Below are 18371 nucleotides of genomic sequence, written 5' to 3' on the forward strand. Positions count from 1 at the left end.
AAACAGATGAACGGATTAAAATTAACAGCCATTCTATTTTTAACATTTTGGTTTGCATTTTCATTTGCACAACCCAAAGTAGCTAATGGAATACAACTAAAAGCTAAAACAGAACTAAATCAAGGCACTAAGCAAGGTTTTTCTTTTGAAAACAGAAACAGTACTACACAAAGCGCCGCACGCGAAGTTGATGAGTGGATACATATCGGAACAAACTCTTCTCCGTATGGTTCTTATAACTTCCCAATTGACATGTATTTTAAAACCTCACTGTCGCAAACCATATACACAGCCGCAGAGATCAATCACGCAGCATGTGCAGTGGAAAAACTTGAGTACACATACAAAACATTGACTAACGACTATCCCCCTTTAATTACAGGAGAGCTTTTCAGAATATGGCTTTGCAATACAGATGCAACCTCCTTATCAGAAGAGAGTGGATATTGGATTCCTGCAAGTAATTTTACTTTAGTTTACGATGGAGAAATACAATTCACTAGTGGAACAAACCAAAAATTCATAATAAACCTCACTCAACCATTTATTTACAGTGGTTCAAACCTATGTGTAATGATTGAGCACAGACCTAGTGAAATACAGTATCTCAACCACTTTAACTTTAATGCTTCTAATACTCCCAACGAAATAAGATCACGACGTTATGCAGATCTTAACGGTACTCCATTCAATTTTGATTTACCAACAACTGATCCTTCGCAAACAGGTATGAGTGCAAGTCACGTTGCCGATATTAGTATAGGTGTTAGCAATGCCAGTAGCGGAAGTTTAAGTGGTACAATTACAAACACTTCAAGTAATCCGATAGAAAATGTATTAGTAAAAATTGAAGGAACCGATTTAAATACAAATTCAAATGCAACAGGTCAATATAATTTTCCCATGGTAACCCCCGGAAGTTATGATGTCAGCTACACTGTATTTGGATATAATGACCAGACTATTAACGTAAACATCGACAGTGCAACAACACAAGATGTTACCATGATAGAAAGATCTTTGGCAACCGTACAAGGAACTGTTCTTGACAATGACAACAATCCTATTGGAGATGTAAACATTTCAGTAACAGGATACTCCGAATACAATACCACTACAAATGCAAGTGGTGCATTTAGCATACCACAGGTTTATTATGCCGAAGGCTACACTCTTGTAGCTTCTAAAGAAGGTTTTTTTAATCATACAGGAACGTTTGATGCTAACGATGCAACTATTTCGTTAGGTAATATTTATTTAAATGACATATTAGAAGAACCATCAAAAGTAACAGCAGTTAAAGATGGCAACTCTGTTGAAGTTACATGGTTATCTCCTTCTGAAAGGACAATTTATCGCCGCGATGGTGGACAGCAACTCTTGCAAATAGGACACAACTTTAATGGAGCGGTGGCTGTTTTTGGACAAGTATTTAGAGAGCCAGCACAGCTATATCAAATGAGTTGGTACACCACCTTTATTGATGAGCCTCATAATTTTGTAAACGTATTTGTTTTTGCTTTAGATGCAAATGGAAATCCCACAAATACCGTGCTTTTCAATCAAAACAATGTTCCAAGCGTTGATGACCAATGGAGCTCATTCGTATTCCCTGAAACAATAGTTGTTGAAAACGGGTTTATGATTGCCATAAGTTACGAAGGACGTGTGGAAATCGGTATTGATGCCGGCTTAGATGACAACTATCCATATGAAAATGGTGTCAACTGGGTAAACGAAAACTATTTAACAGATCCATTTTATTTATTAGAAGATTTAGGTTTAGGTCAAATACCCGGTAACCTTATGATACGTGCCGAAGGGTATAATACCAATACTGGCGGTAAATTAGGAGCAGATAGAAACTATCAAGGCAGATCATTAAATGGTTACAATCTGTATCGTCTTACACCGGGACAAGAAGAGGTTCCTGCTCAATGGACAACACTTGCAACCAATCTAACAGATAAAAACTACACAGATGATGTGTCAAACGTAGATAATGGTTGGTACCGTTATGCTGTTCGTGGAGTATATTCAGGTAATGCTCAATCGGATGCTGGTTTCTCAAATATATTTGAAGTTGGTTTAACAACTATTGTTACACTTAACGTAACTGCAAATTCAGGAGCAGGAGAAAGCGTTGGTGCAATAATAAATCTTACAAGCACAAACGGTCAGCATAACTACTCTTATATTGTTGAAAATGAAGACGGTGTTGTTAGCTTAGGTTCTATTTTTAAAGCCAATTACAATATTCGTATAACTCACGATGGTTTCGACGATTTAGTTATGTCAAACGTTGACTTGTCAACAAACGAAACTTATACACTTGATTGCGAGCTGATTGAAACATTAGCCAAACCGTTTAACTTACAAGTTGAGATAAAATATCCAATTGTTACACTGAAATGGAATCATACTGAAAATATTTTTGAAGACTTTGAATCGTGTTCAGACTTTGCAATAGCACCACAAGGTGTTGTTGATTGGAAATATAACGATGTTGACAAGCTAGCAACAGTAGGTATTGATGGCTTTGAATATCCAAACAAAAATGAGCCACACTCATATATGACTTTCACTCCATCACAAACCAACCCACCAATTGATGTGGAAATATATGAAATGATTGCTCCATACAGTGGTGAAAAATTCTTGATAAGTTTTGGTAATTTTTACGGAGACAACGATGATTACTTTATATCTCCGAAACTTAACTTTGAAAATGATTTTAAATTCAGATTTCAAGCAAAATCACTTATGTTAGACCCTGCTCCAAATAAAATTAAGGTTGGATATTCTACTACAGGTTACCAACCGACAGATTTTACCTGGCTAACAACAGAAGCTATTATTTTACCGGATTATTGGGAAACATATCAATATACTATTCCTGCAAATGCCAAATATGTTACTATACACAACGTATCGGACGGTGGATATGTTCTTATGATTGATGATGTTGAGATTTTTGCACAAAACAGCAAATCAGACAACAGACATTTGGTTAATTATAAGGTTTACTTAAACGACAGTCTAATGGGAGAAACCACCGATTATACATTTGACTTTGACTTAAGTAATCCTCCTAAAAGTGAATCTTATACAGCCGGAGTAGTAGCAGTTTACTCTTCTGGAGAGAGCGAAATGGCAACCACATATTTTTCAATTATAGGTATTAACGAAAACACTGAAATCGGCGCACTGAAAGTTTATCCAAACCCATCTAACGGAACGGTTACAGTTCAACTTGACGACGAGTACGAAATAACTGTGACAAACATTCAAGGTTCTGTTGTTTACAGCAAAACTGTAATCGGAACGGAGCAATTAGATTTGAGCGGACTAAGTAGTGGAATGTATATTATTAATGCAAAATCGGCTAGTAATGTTTTAAGACAAACTATAATAATCCGATAATTATCTGAACGGTTTATTAATAACAAGGAGCTGTTTCAAAATGAGACAGCTTTTTTTATATCATACGATGAGCGTAAATTTTTCTCTGCATGATATTTGAAACTTAGCGATTAATAATAAACTTAGTTGTTTCCGAATAGTTGTTTCCTATGACATTGAAAAAATAAACTCCAGTAGAAAGAAAATGTACTGGTATGTTAATGGCTGAGTTAGAGGTTTCGGCAGCAATCTCTGACGAGAAAATTGTTTTACCTTCTATTGAGATTATTGATATCTGTAGCTCTCCAATAGCATAATAAGGGAAAATTACAGATAGCTCTTGTGATACAGGATTTGGAAAAACTGATAACGTATTGTTAGTAATAGCAGTATGCGTAATTGAAGTGGTAGTATCGACATACTTTAAAATAAGGTCTGTATATGGGTAGTTGGTTTCTGCTCCTACATAGCCAACGTTGTCACGAAAATGCAAGTTGTTGACAAAAAAGTAATTTAGTCCTTGATAAATATTAAACGTTTCTCCTCCGTTAGTACTTTGGTACACATTGTTTGGATGAATCATCCAAATAACATTTTCTTTTTGATAACAAATTTCCACATACTTATCACATGCATGAAAATCAATCAAGTGTGAATGTTTAATTGTACTGAAAGCATCGTCGGTAACATATAAATAATATTCACATTGCTCGTCGTTCTTGCCTTTTGTTAATATAATGGCATTGTTTTCGTCAAGAAATGAGACATGTTGTATGGAATACTTCTCAACAGGAGAAGGTTTTGTTTGCCAACTTAGTCCATTGTTGTCTGAATAAAAAAAGTCGTTATTAGCCTTTCCAAATGCCCATAACCTCCCTTTTTTTGTTTTATGAAAACAGTTGAACCCTCGGTTTAAATTGCTTGCTCCATCAGCCGGAAACCAACTAAATCCTCCGTCTAAAGAATATACGATAGAAGAGGGTGTGCTTCTATAAGCAACAACTGTATCCTCTGAGATATAAATTCGAGGATTATAATATGAGGTTGGAGAGATTTCCCATTCTTCAAAAGTTAATCCTCCATCGGTTGTTTTGTAAATTTTATCGCCCATCATTCTTAACATTTTTAGATAAGCAGTGGTACCACTTACAGGATATATCTGAGTTGGTTGACACGTAGGCTCCGGCTCGAAAATAAGAGAGTCTGGCATTTGATAAACATTTTGGAATGTCTCTCCTCCGTTGGTTGTGTAGTAAAGGTTACGGAAGCAAATTGCCCAACCTGTATCGGGTGTGTGGAAATTTGTTATAATTACTTCGAGACAATTGCCTTCGTGCCAAATGTTTTCCCACTGTTGCGCATTAGACGGGTACCATACCGCCAATAGCAACAGGAATGTAACTAATTTTAAAAATCTGTTTTTCATGGCTACGTTTTTTTAAAGTTTAATAAATTTTTCACAAAAACGTTTATTGTCGGTTATTACAGTTATTAAATGGACTCCTGAGGAGAGTTTAGTAATATCAATCTGCTTATCAATCTGTTCAATATTGTCAAGTAAAACAACCTGTCCTGTTAAGTTTGTTATGGTAATTTTACCGTTTGTTGCATTGTGTGGCAATTTAATATTTAATTTGTTATATGAGGGATTAGGAAATAGAATTAACTTCTCTTGAGTTATGGTTTCATAGGGGATACTAACATAAGCAGTGTCCACTCTTTTTGCAATGGTATATCCATCGTGTAAAAAAACTGCTCCTTGAGTGCGAAGTGCTGCTTGGAAAGACATTGTTCCTTGAAACAGAGTGTCTTCTATTAATTCTGTATTGTCAATTCCTTTTGTCCAAATCTTTCCAATATTTTGCTTGTTATATCCATAAAACAGAACCGTAGTGTCGTTAATAAAAATTCCTTTTCGCCATGGCTCAACGTCAATTTCGTACCACGAATAACTATTAAAATTGTCTTTAGTTATTGAGGCGTTTCCGTAATAATCTGCATATCCAAACTGATATCCAGTTATTAAAATAGTGTCTTTGTTCAAAGCATCTAACTCGGAAAAAACAACTTCACTATTTACCCATCCAATATTTAATGATATCCAATTTGCTCCTTGATTTGTGGTATAAAAAATTCTTCCATTCACTCCTGAAGTGTTTGCTGCAATCCATCCTACCGAATCATTAATAAATGTAATATTATTCACAATTTTAGCAACTGGTCCACTACTATTGTAGGGTAATTCCATTTCAATCCATGTCTCTCCTCCATCAGTGGTTTTCATATATGTGTTAACGTTTGCAACAAAACCTACGTTTTTATTAATGAAGTAAATAGGTTTTATAGGGGATGACCATTCATCGTAGTAATAACCAAATTGAAGATTAAGCAATTGCCAGTTGTTTCCGCCATCGTTGGTTTTGAAAAGTTTTAGCGTATTTTCCTGAACAATCATATAGCCAACTAAAGTGTCGGTCATAAAAATATAGCGCATACCTGTCATGGGGTATAGTTCTGTCCATGTTTTTCCGCCATCGCGCGTACGTAGTAGCTGAAAGTTTCCTGTGCGGAAAACCCAGCCATCGTTGGCATTAATAAAGTGACATCGGTATCTGCTAGAGCCTTCGGGCAGAGGGTCTAAAATCTCCCACTGTTGCGCATTAGACGGGTACCATACCGCTAATAGCAACAGGAATGTAACTAATTTTAAAAATCTGTTTTTCATACGCTTACAATTTTAAAGTTGAATATATTATTTGTTTTATCATATTGAATTTGCAATATAATGATTTGTTTTAAGGGTTTGGGTTTGAATATTTTATGTTCTTTCTTATTACTTCGTCACTGAAAAAGATACTATATTTATAACATGTTTATTAACTGTTAATTACCCATTGTTCATTGCACATTGCCAATTGCTTAATTGTATTTGCTAAAAAATTCAGAAAAACTTATATTACTGTTAGTTAAGTTTAGCTTTTTGCGTAAGCGTGTTCGGGCGACTTCAACACTCTTGAAATTCAAATAGGTTAATGAAGCAATATCTTTTGTAGTCATGTTAAGTTTTAAAAAGGCGCATAGACGTTTTTCACTGAGAGTTAGTTCCGGAAAATCCGTTTCTAATCTTTCAAAGAATTTTGAATAAACCTTAGTAAAATAGAAGTAAAACTCTTCCCACTGGTTTTGCTCTTCTTGTTCCCTGATTTGCCTTATAATTGCATCTAATTCAGTCTTTTTTGTTTGTGCCAAGCTCTGAGAAAAATCATCAAGCAGCTTGGCAGTAGAATCAATAAACTCATTTTTTTCATTAATAGCCAAAACCTTGCCTACAACCTCGAAATTTCTTAATTCAAGTTCTCTCTCCATCTTTTCAACCTCTAGTTTTGCCTTTTCTTTCTCAATTTTGGCATACTTAGATTTCTGCCTTGCTCGGTACATAACAATAAAACTTAGTAGAGTAACAATGATCAATATGAAGGTAACAGTATAAAACTTAAATACACTTTTTCGGTGTTCGGCATCTTGTCTTTCAATTTGTTCCTTTTTGTCTATCTCCTGAAGTTTTATTTTATGTTCAAACATCAACCGCATTATCTCGCTTTTGGCCTCATTTTCAACTAAACTGTCAGATGCTTGTTTATACATATTGGCATAATATAAAGCATTTTTGTATTGCCCCTCTTTTGTATAAATTTGTTGTAAAAGATCTGAAGAAGCACTTTTTTCGGCATAAATTGATAGTTTATTAGCTATTTCAAATGATTTCAAAAGATATGGTTTTGCTTTGGAAAGCATCCCCCTATTGAAATATTCCTCTCCTAATAAAAACAGAGTTCGTGAGTAAACAACCTGATCAGGATGATTTTCAGCTATTTCTAACGATTTTTTAAAATAGTGAATTGCGCTATCGCTATCACCTGTCTTTGATTTTACAATACCAATATTGTTTAAACAGATAATTGAGAGTTCATCATCATTTATAGTATCATTGCCTACTAAAACGTTATTATAATGAGTTAAAGCCAAGTCATATTTTTCTGTCATTCTAAAAATATGACCTATGTTAATCAAAACAACCAAATAGCTATATGTATCTTTTTTCTCTTTAAATATTTCAAGTGCCAGGTTGTAATATTTGTATGCCTCGTCGTATTCGCCCTCACTAAAAAAAACTGCTCCAAGATTATTGTACTCTCTCTCTTTGTCAAAACTTTCGGAATAATTAACCGCCTGCATAAAATATTCCAATGATTTACCAATCAAGCCTTGAGTAAAGTATATGGAGCCGGAATTCACATAACATTCACGCAATGTCAATGAATCGTTTTGTGCTTTTGCATACTCTATACACTCCTCATAATGGTTAATTGATTTCTCATAATTATTAACCTTTAAATATAAGTTTCCCAATAGTCTATGACTGAACAACAATCCTGCTTTATAATCACTTTGTTTGGATATTGTTATCGATTCTAACAGGAGTTTTATTGCCTCTTCCGGATTGTCATTTCTAATCTCATAAGCACTCGAAACAAGTGTTTTGACCTTCTGATTTTTAGATGAACTTTGAATAACATGCAATAAGGAATCAACACTGCTTTGAGATTTCAAACTGTTTGCAACCAGCATAAGAACAGATAGTATAAAAATTCTAAATCCTAATGTAAATGTGATTTTTGTTTTTATCATTGTATAATTTTTAATTTTAAATAGAGCGCAATTTGGTAATTTCAAGTATAATACCAATTAGTCATCGGTATTTACCATTGTAAAATTAAAAAAAGATTGGATTTTTTTTAATTACAATTTGGTATAAAATGCAACATTACTTACCAAAGATACAAAAAGTCAACCATCTCACAACGATAATGAGCTAGTTGACTTTATTGTACAAACTTATGAATGTTTCTTACTATACTTCTGAATACTACAAATTAACTTTTAAAAGATTCTATAAAGATTATTTTAGTGACTACTGTGGTTTAGTTGCACCCATTAAATCCCTTTCAGATAAATGCTCTTTGCGTAGTAAATCATTAATGGTTTTTACGGGATTGAAGGTCGAAATTGGAACTTCAACAAATACAGTATTCCAATTTGCCATAGCTCCGTTCCATAATCCGGGTAATTCAAGGGCTTTAAGCTCCCGTCCATCTTTCGATTTAGTGCTAATAATTCCTGTATTATCGTCACGATATTTGTATAGATCGAATGGTTTGCCTTTATAATCGGTAATATGGCATACTAAATCTACAGGGTTAAAGTGTGTAGCACTATCTAATAACTTTTGGTGTTCTTTATTTTTAGGATCTATTTGTGAAGTTTCTACAATTTGCAGTCTGTTTACACCGTTCTCTCCTTTAACCCAAAATGGACCGCCTCCGGGTTCTCCTTCATTTCTGACCATTCCACAAACTCTTAAAGGTCTATTTAGAGCATCTTTCAACCACTTAATTTTCTGTTCTCTTTTTGCCGATAATTGCTCAAAGGCAGCAGGATTATTCAACCTTTTTCCACAGAAATTGATCATTTTTGTAAGAGTTTGTTCTGTAATTGACTCTGGATTTTCAAGTCTTTTCATGTAGGTTTCAATCCTATCCTGTAGCTCGTACAATATGCCACCAAGAACCTCTTTATACTTAATTGTATCTGGTTTTAACCTGTCAATTATAACGTTATCAATATTTTTAATGAAAACCACGTCATAATCAAGATTGTTAAGATTTGTCAACAAAGCTCCGTGTCCTGCAGGCCTAAACAGAATGCTTCCGTCTAACTCGCGAAATGGCTTGTTATCTTTGGTAACTGCAATAGTATCAGTTGCTGGATCTTGTACCGAAAATTCAATTTTATATTTAACTCCAAATTTTGCCTCATATTTTGGAACTACTTCTTTCATAAGCTTTTCAAACAACTTTAAGTGTTCAGGAGATACAGTAAAATGGATGTTAACCTTTCCATTACATGATGCATACTGCGCTCCTTCTACCAGGTGTTCTTCTGCTGCAGTTCTGGAACCTTCGTCGCATTTATGAAATTTTATCAACCCTTTAGGAAGATTACCGTAGTTTAAACCTTTTGGCGATAGCATAAGATTTAAAATATAGACATAATCTTTTTTAGCAAATCGTGCTTCAATATCTTCGCCTTGTGCCTCAGCAATTGCGTGAAACTCAGGGTAAAATGCGAATAGCCTTAAATTTTCACAAACGTAGTAAATTGAATTAAAGGAACGATCTACCAGTAACTCTAAATATTTTTCTTGACTTTTATCATATTGGTGGATAATTTCAAATACTTTTTGAAACATCCGTGTTGCTGCTCCACTTGCGGGTACGAATTTTACAGTTTTTTTATGCGACAACATCTTTTGATGTAATTTTTGATATTTTTCAATCGTTACATCGTCAATTTTTAAAATTCCATTTCCTACAGTTGCAGGCGCAGATATGTTTAGAAACGGAAATCCATTTTTGAAATGTTCTATTTGTCGCTCAACATCAGAACTCTTGATTCCTTTGTTTTCAAATTGTTTTAAATCAGATTTGTCTAACATATTGCATTAGGTTTTTTTTAATAATCTAATTCAAAGATACAAATAATTATTCCTATTTGTTAATGATTTGTTAAAAATATTATTAACATAAAAATCGAAACTGCCTAAAACATAGACAGTTTCGATTGTAGCATTAATACTGATACGCTATTGTTTTATTATTCTTACTGTTTGAGATTTTATGATATCAGTTAATCTTATTATGTAAACCCCACCTTTTAAACCTTCAAGATTCAACAACAGTTTGTCGGATGCAAAATATTGCGTCATAATCAATGAGCCTTCGATAGAGTAAATTTCGAGTTTTACTTTACTAAAACTCTCACGCTCAATGGTTAACATGTCAAAAACAGGGTTAGGATAACAACGAATTGTACTTGATGCTTGATCGAAAATACCGTTTATCAGATTAACAGCGACAACTTGATCTTCATTTTCAACAATAAGAGTGCCCGTATAAACTTCATAACCCTCTTTTTCAACTAAATAAGGATAAGTTCCGTTTGCCAATAACAATTCGTTTTGACCTGTTTCATCGGTGTATAACACTTCATCGTTAATACTTATTTTTGCATTATATACCGGTGCTCCTCCAGAGGTGATATTAAATGTTACGTAAAAATGTGGTGCATAATGGTTATAAATAGTGTATATGCTACTTGCACCTTGGTCGAAAAATATTTCGCATAATATCTCCTCTGATTCTGTTATTTCTTTAATTGTAATAATTCCAAACACGTTAAATGTCAACGTCGCTGTATTGCCATCGTTATCGGTTATTGTGTAGTCTTCTCCTTCTGTTAAAGTATTATTGAAAGCTGTTATTGATGTTACTTCATTAGCATCATTCCAAGTAATAACTGTTGATAAATATTCTGTCTCTTCGCTGAAGACTTCACCTGATGTTGGATTTATTGTTGCTGAAGCAAATGGACGGAAGTTTGCTGTAACTACTTTATTATCATTAACTAAAAGTATTTCAGTAGTATTGCTTGAAGCAATATCACCTGTCCAACCTTCGAAAACTTGACCTTCGTCGGGAATAGCTTGCAAAGTTATAGAAGTTCCGCTGTTATAAGAATAGACTCCTTCATCGGGAACAATTTGTCCTAACCCATTTTTAGTCAAAGTAACAGAATAGTGTGTTTCAGCTGACACTACGCCTTTTACAAAAATATTATCAATACGGTTTGTTCCTGATGTGCCAACAATTGATCCATTGATTGAAGTGTCGCTTGTCATTATCCAACGTAAATATACTTTACCTTGATTATTGCATATTTCAGGCAAAGCGATATCTGACAATGCTCCACTTGTAAAATTGGTAGAAGCAACACCGATTTCTGAGCCTGCAACATCAATCCACTCTGTACCATCTAATTTAACCTGAACTTTAAAATCGCGTGGACCTGTATTAGAACCCCGTTGTTTCGAGGAAAGTGTGATATTTTCATATCCTGTTGTTGCAAAATCAATAATCCAATATTTGCCATCGGCACCGTTGTGCCATTGAGAGGTATTAATAGCTTTTGTACCATCGCCTGTAATATAAGAATAAGTACCCGTAAACTCTGGCTCTCGTGAGATCTCCCTATCTAAATTAACGGCTATACCACCACTTGCTAATCTATTTTCAACAGAATCAGGAAAGGTCCACTCAACAATTGTTTCGGGCAGTTGGATAAATGTTGCTGTGATTGTGATATCTGAATTTATCGTTACTGTTTCGTTACTATTTGTAGAAACTAATCCGCCTGTCCAACCATCAAATAACCACGAAACACCAGATACTGCAGATAAAGCAACTTCACTTCCTTCGTTAAATAACATTGGTGCGGTATATTCTGCACCATTAACTGTTACAGAGCCCTCCCCTACAATATTGATTGTTAGGGTGTGTTCTGTTCCTGTAATCTGCTCAAATTCAACGGTAACATTTATATTTTCTGATAAATTCTCTACTGTATAGGTGTTTGTTGTGTTTCCTAAAACTATAGTTCCGTTATTTTTCCACTCTTTGACTTTATAGCCTGAATCTGGTGAAGCAGTAAAGACAACGTCGTTGTTATAAGAAACAGTATTACCACTGAATATTTCAGTTCCACTAACAGTTGCTGATAAATTGCCGTTACCTCCTATAACACTGAAGTTTACAGAGTATTGGCCTGTAGCTTCTGTAAATTGTGCCGTGATTGTTTTATCTGCATCCATAATTACAGCAACAGGATTATCTGTTGAAACAACATCGCCTGACCAGCCTGTAAATGTCCAGCCTGAATTTGGCACTGCTTGAACAGAGATATTTGTACCAGTGTTATAAGCATATGTGCCTGATGCTGGGGAAGTTGTTCCTTCGCCTATTGCCGTTAAAGTCAAACTGTGTTGTACACTTGTTGACATATTATCTCCTTTAATAAAGATATTGTCAATACGGTTTGTTCCTGAGGTGCCAACAATTAAACCATTGATTGAAGTGTCGCTTGTAATTATCCAACGCAAATAAACTTTACCTTGGTTGTTGCATATTTCAGGCAAAGCAATATCTGACAATGTACCACTTGTAAAACTGGTGGAAGAAACAACAATTTCTGAACCGACAACATCAATCCACTCTGTACCATCTAATTTTACTTGAACTTTAAAATCGCGTGGACCTGTGTTAGAACCCCGCTGTTTAGAAGATAGTGTAATATTTTCATATCCTGTTGTAGCAAAGTCGATAATCCAATATTTACTATTTGCTCCATTATCCCATTGATTGGTGTTTATAGCTTTTGTTCCGTCTCCTGCAATATACGAATAGGTACCTGTAAAATCCGGCTCTCGTGAAATCTCTCTATCTAAGTTAACGGCTATACCACCACTTGCTAGCCTACTTTCAACAGAATCAGGAAAGGTCCACTCAACAATTGTTTCGGGCAGTTGAGTAAATGTTGCAGTGATTGTTATATCTGAGTTTATTGTTACTGTTTCGTTACTATTTGTAGAAACCAATCCGCCTGTCCAACCCTCAAATGTCCAAGGAGCAATTGATACTGCTGATAAAACGACTTCACTTCCCTCACTAAATGACATGGGTATGGTATATTCTGCTCCGTTAACTGTTACAGAACCGTTTCCTACAATATTAATTGTTAATGTATATTCCGGAGACAATTCAAACTCAACAGTAACATTTATATCGTTCGATAAATTCTCTACTGTATAAGTGTTTGTTGTGTTTCCAGCAACTACAACATCATTGTTTTTCCACTCTTTTACACGATAGCCTGTGTTAGGATAAGCAATAAAAACGACATCTTTGCTAGGTTCTACTTCACTACCAGAACTTATATTTAAGCTGTCAACTGTTGCAGATAGTGAACCATTGCTACCAACTACACTAAAATTAACTGTATATGTTATTATTGGAATAGGCTCAAACTCAACAGTCACAGCTGCATCTGACGAAATGTTTTCTAACGTATATGTATTTGTAGTATTATTTTCAACCACAGCTGAATTGTGTGTCCACTCTTTTACACGATATCCCATATCTGGAATAGCAGTAAAAACAATATTGTTGCCACCAGAAACTGTATCTCCAGTAGTTATTCCTACTTCATTAACGGTTGCTGTTAAATTGCCGTTACCTCCCACCACACTAAAATTCACTGTGTGATAGACTATTAACTCTGTAAATTGCGCTGTGATTGCTCTTCCAATATTCATAGTAACAGCAAGAGGATTATCAGTTGAAGTAATATCGCCTGACCAGCCTGTGAACGTCCAACCTGAATCTGGAACTGCTTGAATAGAGATATTTGTACCTTGATTATATACGTATATTCCCGACGTTGGAATAGTAGTTCCATTGCCTAATGACGATAAAGTCAAACTGTGTTGTACACTTGTTGACACACTATATCCTTTAATAAAGATATTGTCAATACGGTTTGTTCCTGAGGTACCAACAATTGAACTATTGATTGCAGTGTCGTTTGTCATTATCCAACGCAAATAGACTTTCCCTTGATTATTACAAATTTCAGGCAAAGCAATATCTGACAATGTACCACTTGCAAAACTGGTAGCAGCAACAACAATTTCTGAGCCTGCAACATCTATCCACTCTGTACCATCTAACTTCACCTGAACTTTAAAATCACGTGGACCTGTATTTGAACCTCGTTGTTTTGAAGAAAGCGTGATGTTCTCATACCCCGTTGTTGCAAAATCAATAATCCAATATTTACTATCTGCACCATCTTCCCACCTACTGGAATTAACAGCTCGTGTCCCGTCGCCTGTAATATCAGAATAATTACCTGTAAACTCTGGTTCTCGCGAAATCTCTCTATCTAAGTTAACTGCTATGCCACCGCTGGCTTTTCTGTCAAGTCCGCTGACAGGAAAAGTCCATTCAACAATTGTGTCGGAAGATCGAATAAATGTTTCATTGTAGCTTGTGCTTGACAAACCCACCTGACCTAATCCCAAACTTGCTGTTGCAGCGAGCGTTATGAAGGTCATTAACGTTTTTATTAAAGATTTGATTTTCATATGTTAATATTTTTCAGTTTACGGTTTATATTAATCAACAATTTAGTTAAACCACCTTTTTTATGTAAGTAACGAAATTAAGAAAATTTACAAAAAAGTTAGTTACGATATCATTAAGATTTGGTTATTGTTTTATTTTGGTTATCATAAAATTCACATCACTAAGTGATAAGAATAAATTTAATCTTGAACCCTAAAAATACAAAAAAAGCTACTTTTTTCAAGTAGCTTTTCATTAATTCTAAAATAAGTTACAACTTAATAAACTTGTTTATTGTTTTTTTCATTTTATTGCTATCGTACACTTCTATCAAATATACTCCTGATTTTAAAGACGATATATCTATTTGTCTCAAAGCTTCTTCTGATGTAATGTTCATTAAAACCACTCCTGATATATCATAAATAACAGCTTGTCGAATATCTGTTAGTGTACTAATATAAAGTGAATTGTTTGCTGGGTTTGGATAAATAACAAACTGATTTTCAATATCATCAACGTGAGTATCTTCTGCATAAATAGCATTTATTGTATCATTCTTAAATCCCATTGTATAGCTATAAGAAGGGTTGGAACTTAAAAAAACGTTCGATTTTTCTGTCCATGCAATAAACCTCCAGCCTTGATTGGGATTTGCTTGTAACTCAACAACAGTCCCGGATTCATACGTACCTGCACCAGTTGGGTTTCCTCCTTCCGTAGGTTTGGGGTCAACAACTAATTCAAATAATGGAACAGTTCCAAAACTTACATTAAAAGATATAGAATCTCCTATTCCAGTCACATTATATATGTTCAAGCCTCCTGCAGAACCATCAGTAAGGAAGCTAGAAGGATCTGTGTTATCATTTATTGCGGTATGTCCACTGTTGGCTGAATATGCAGCTGCATCAACAATTCCATTTGTTGTAGTTGTACCACCGGGTCGATAAACATAAACCTCGTCAAATATATATTCCCCATCATAATCAGCATTACCATCAAAATTGGTATTAATTCTATATACAATCAGTCCTTGACCTGGCAGCTGTGACTCAAACTCACCTGAATATTTACGGTACTCCACCATAAAAAACTGATTGTTCATATGAGATGCTATTCGAAAACAGCTATTTGTTTGTTGAGTGCTTGGATATAGTGTGTATTGTCCCGACACGGTTATTTCGGGTATATTAGTAATCCAGTTTTGCTGAGCATATTTCCACTTCATATAGGTAAGCATATGGCCACCTCCACTCTGCATAATATCCCACTTCCCTACTGGTCTTAAGTCAGTTCCATTATAATAATGGTATAAATCGGGTGCTCCCAAAACGTGAAACATTTCATGGCATAATGTCCTAACGCTAACTTGGTTTTCTGGCTGAAAAGTAAAATCATAAACTCTTTTGCCATTAATATACACAGTGTACAAATATAACGCCCACCTATGCGCCCACAACAAATCATTCCACTCGCCACAATCTCCGTTAATCATAAAACAAACATTATCGACGTATCCATCATTATCTGCGTCAATATTTAAGTCTGATGGTATTGGGTGGTTTGCATTAATCCAATTAACGGCATCAACCAACAACTGTTGTTCGCGCTGTGCTCTTTGACTATGACCATCGTATCCTCCCGGATTATCAGTTGCATGGTAAGGTTCAAAGTAACTCCTTGGATGTGAGTCTTGATATGAAAAATTTTGAGTTTCAGGGTCACTAACCGGAGGATAATGTGTGCTATTGATTGTCAACTGATCATATGACACCTCACGGTAATATGCTTTGAGAGAATTACCTGTGGGTAAATTTAACCTATTATCATACACCTGACGTGGTGTCTGAATATCACTCTCCCCTGCAAATCTGATATATATCACAATATTATTGATCGTACCTGTATGCAACGTATTGCGTTGGTCTCTAGATGGATTTAATACTGGTTTTTCCGGTATTTCTAAATTTTTTCTTGCATTCTTGCCTGTATTCATAAAAATGCTTTTATTAATATCCTGCATTTTTACAATTCCAACACTATTGGGCAAATGTTCTCCAACAATAAACTGCGAAGCCACAAAGGTTTCACCTGATAATACAGCATAGTAGTAATAGTTGTCTGAACCTTTAATAATTGGATATCCGTCATTATCATGGACCCAATTAAAAAATTCATCGCCCGACATAAAGCACTCTATAAGAGTACCATTTGGCTGTTTAATAGTATATGGTAATTTTTGAAAAGGTGCTGCTAATAAACTGTATGTAAGAAGAGTAGCAACAATAGATAAATAAAATTTGTTCATGATTTTATAGTTTTTTGATTTAAAATCATACGAAACTTGCGTAGATTTTACAATCACGTTATTGTTTGACAAATTTGTAGTTTAATAATTAAACAAAACGTTAAAAAAAGCAGTTAACGTTTTCACAAATTTAGAATAATTATTTGATTTGCCCGAACAATACTACTCCAAAAATAATTTTAATTGGTCTAGTTTAACGTGAGTTATTTTGAAAAATCACAAAAGTATCACTACGGTTAAGTGTTAATTAACTTTATATGTGCGTATTTTGTCAAATAAATCCTCTATTTTTTCAGAGACTATAAATGTGTTTTTGTGAGCTTGATTTAAAAAGCCCTCTTCAATCATTTGTTCGATAAATCTGATAAAAAGTTCGTAGAAGCCATTGATATTAGCTATTCCTACTGGTTTAGTATGCAAACCAATTTGAGATGTTACAATAACATCGAGTATTTCGTCAAGAGTTCCAAAACCTCCCGGTAAAGCTATAAATGCATCAGCAAGTTGTATCATTTTTTCTTTGCGTTCTGACATGGTTTCCACAATAATGATTTCGTCAACAATGCTATCTGTCAAACCCTTTTCGTGCATAAAGCATGGGATTATTCCCACTATTTTCCCACCATGTTGTTTTACGCTTTTTGCTAATTGATGCATTAAACCTACTTTAGAACCTCCATAAATCAATTCTACATTATTTTTAGCTAGCAGTCGACCGAGGATTATTGCTGTGCTTGTATACTCTTGCTTATTGCCAACATTAGAACCACAGAAAACACAAATTTTTTTGATATCGTTTGCCATAATAGTTTACTAAAAAAACAGTGAACATGATTAACGGATAACCATGTTCACTGCTAATTTGTTTACTTGCTTTTTAAATAATTTTATTAAGCTATTACACTTATAAAAAATTATTTTTCTTTTTGCTTAAACCTATTCTACTGCTGGTTCTTCTTCCACAGGCGCAGTTTCTTCTGCTGGTTCTGCTTCCTCTGCTGGTTCTGCTTCTACCACTTCAGCTACAACTTGTTCAATTTTAAAAGCTTTTAAAGCGTAAAACATGATGTATCCAACCTCTGAAGCAGCAATTTGTTCGCGGTAGGTTTTAATTTGTTCGCAACTACCTTTGTGTTCTCCCATGTCGGCTTTTTCTCCACTTGGAGTATCATCGTGTCCTTCAGCATCGCCTTCATGTTCTTGGCTGGCAAGTTCTTCTTCCCATTTTGCCAAATACTCTTCATCAATTTTAATCCCTTCAAGAACGCCTGTAACTGTATAAGTTAAGCCTTCCATTTCGGGAGTAAACGATGTTAAGTCTCCTGATAATTCTACTTTTAATTTTTGATCTGTCTCTGTGCAAACCAAAAACATTTTGTCGCCACCGTGACGACATACGTGTCCAACTGTACCCTGAACGGTCACAGTATCTCCAACGTATTGATCTACATTTTCCATCAACGCACTAATACTTAACGCGTCAACTTCTACTGTTTCTGTCTTTTGTTGTGGTCCGCCACAAGCAAACATAAAGACTGCAACAGCCATCAAACTAAAAATTTTTTTCATAATAGCCTATT

The 18371-nt window shown here is 34.8% G+C and carries 9 protein-coding genes; 1 reads left to right on the forward strand and 8 read right to left on the reverse strand.

Translation table 11 applies throughout. The features are described 5' to 3' along the window. The first annotated feature begins 6 nt into the window (after positions 1-6). Complete coding sequence (locus GX311_07660; protein NLK16255.1) at positions 7-3423, forward strand: T9SS type A sorting domain-containing protein; 3417 nt, start codon at positions 7-9, stop codon at positions 3421-3423. Positions 3424-3526: 103 nt separating this feature from the next. On the opposite strand, the gene GX311_07665 is transcribed toward GX311_07660, so the two are convergent. The 8 genes from GX311_07665 to GX311_07700 form a co-directional block, all read right to left on the reverse strand. After that, on the reverse strand, positions 3527-4828 hold the full coding sequence (locus GX311_07665) for a T9SS type A sorting domain-containing protein (protein NLK16256.1): 1302 nt from the start codon (positions 4826-4828) through the stop codon (positions 3527-3529). Positions 4829-4840: 12 nt separating this feature from the next. Then, positions 4841-6127: a T9SS type A sorting domain-containing protein gene (locus GX311_07670; GenBank protein NLK16257.1), complete on the reverse strand. Its 1287-nt coding sequence runs from the start codon at positions 6125-6127 to the stop codon at positions 4841-4843. A gap of 194 nt (positions 6128-6321) precedes the next feature. Further along, the gene (locus tag GX311_07675) at positions 6322-8091 is read right to left on the reverse strand and encodes a tetratricopeptide repeat protein (protein ID NLK16258.1); all 1770 of its coding nucleotides are present in this window, start codon (positions 8089-8091) and stop codon (positions 6322-6324) included. Between the two features lie 283 nt (positions 8092-8374). Beyond that, positions 8375-9958 (reverse strand): DUF4301 family protein, encoded by a 1584-nt coding sequence (locus GX311_07680; GenBank protein NLK16259.1) that lies wholly within the window; start codon positions 9956-9958, stop codon positions 8375-8377. 147 nt (positions 9959-10105) lie between these two features. Then, positions 10106-14500, reverse strand: a complete 4395-nt coding sequence (locus tag GX311_07685; GenBank protein ID NLK16260.1) for a T9SS type A sorting domain-containing protein — start codon at positions 14498-14500, stop codon at positions 10106-10108. A 251-nt stretch (positions 14501-14751) separates the two neighbouring features. Next, positions 14752-16791, reverse strand: a complete 2040-nt coding sequence (locus tag GX311_07690; GenBank protein NLK16261.1) for a M6 family metalloprotease domain-containing protein — start codon at positions 16789-16791, stop codon at positions 14752-14754. Between the two features lie 243 nt (positions 16792-17034). Further along, a complete protein-coding gene (locus tag GX311_07695) occupies positions 17035-17595 on the reverse strand; it encodes a TIGR00730 family Rossman fold protein (GenBank protein ID NLK16262.1) in 561 nt (186 codons plus the stop codon). Between the two features lie 132 nt (positions 17596-17727). Beyond that, complete coding sequence (locus GX311_07700) at positions 17728-18360, reverse strand: hypothetical protein (protein NLK16263.1); 633 nt, start codon at positions 18358-18360, stop codon at positions 17728-17730. Positions 18361-18371 lie beyond the last annotated feature (11 nt).

The organism is Bacteroidales bacterium (genome assembly GCA_012519055.1).
In the GTDB taxonomy this organism is placed as follows: Bacteria; Bacteroidota; Bacteroidia; order Bacteroidales; family Salinivirgaceae; genus JAAYQU01.

Coding starts and splice junctions, on each gene's coding strand:
- GX311_07690 (NLK16261.1), bottom strand. CDS start 16,791: ATGAACAAATTTTATTTATCTATTGTTGCTACTCTTCTTACATACAGT.
- GX311_07680 (NLK16259.1), bottom strand. CDS start 9,958: ATGTTAGACAAATCTGATTTAAAACAATTTGAAAACAAAGGAATCAAG.
- GX311_07685 (NLK16260.1), bottom strand. CDS start 14,500: ATGAAAATCAAATCTTTAATAAAAACGTTAATGACCTTCATAACGCTC.
- GX311_07695 (NLK16262.1), bottom strand. CDS start 17,595: ATGGCAAACGATATCAAAAAAATTTGTGTTTTCTGTGGTTCTAATGTT.
- GX311_07675 (NLK16258.1), bottom strand. CDS start 8,091: ATGATAAAAACAAAAATCACATTTACATTAGGATTTAGAATTTTTATA.
- GX311_07670 (NLK16257.1), bottom strand. CDS start 6,127: ATGAAAAACAGATTTTTAAAATTAGTTACATTCCTGTTGCTATTAGCG.
- GX311_07665 (NLK16256.1), bottom strand. CDS start 4,828: ATGAAAAACAGATTTTTAAAATTAGTTACATTCCTGTTGCTATTGGCG.
- GX311_07700 (NLK16263.1), bottom strand. CDS start 18,360: ATGAAAAAAATTTTTAGTTTGATGGCTGTTGCAGTCTTTATGTTTGCT.
- GX311_07660 (NLK16255.1), top strand. CDS start 7: ATGAACGGATTAAAATTAACAGCCATTCTATTTTTAACATTTTGGTTT.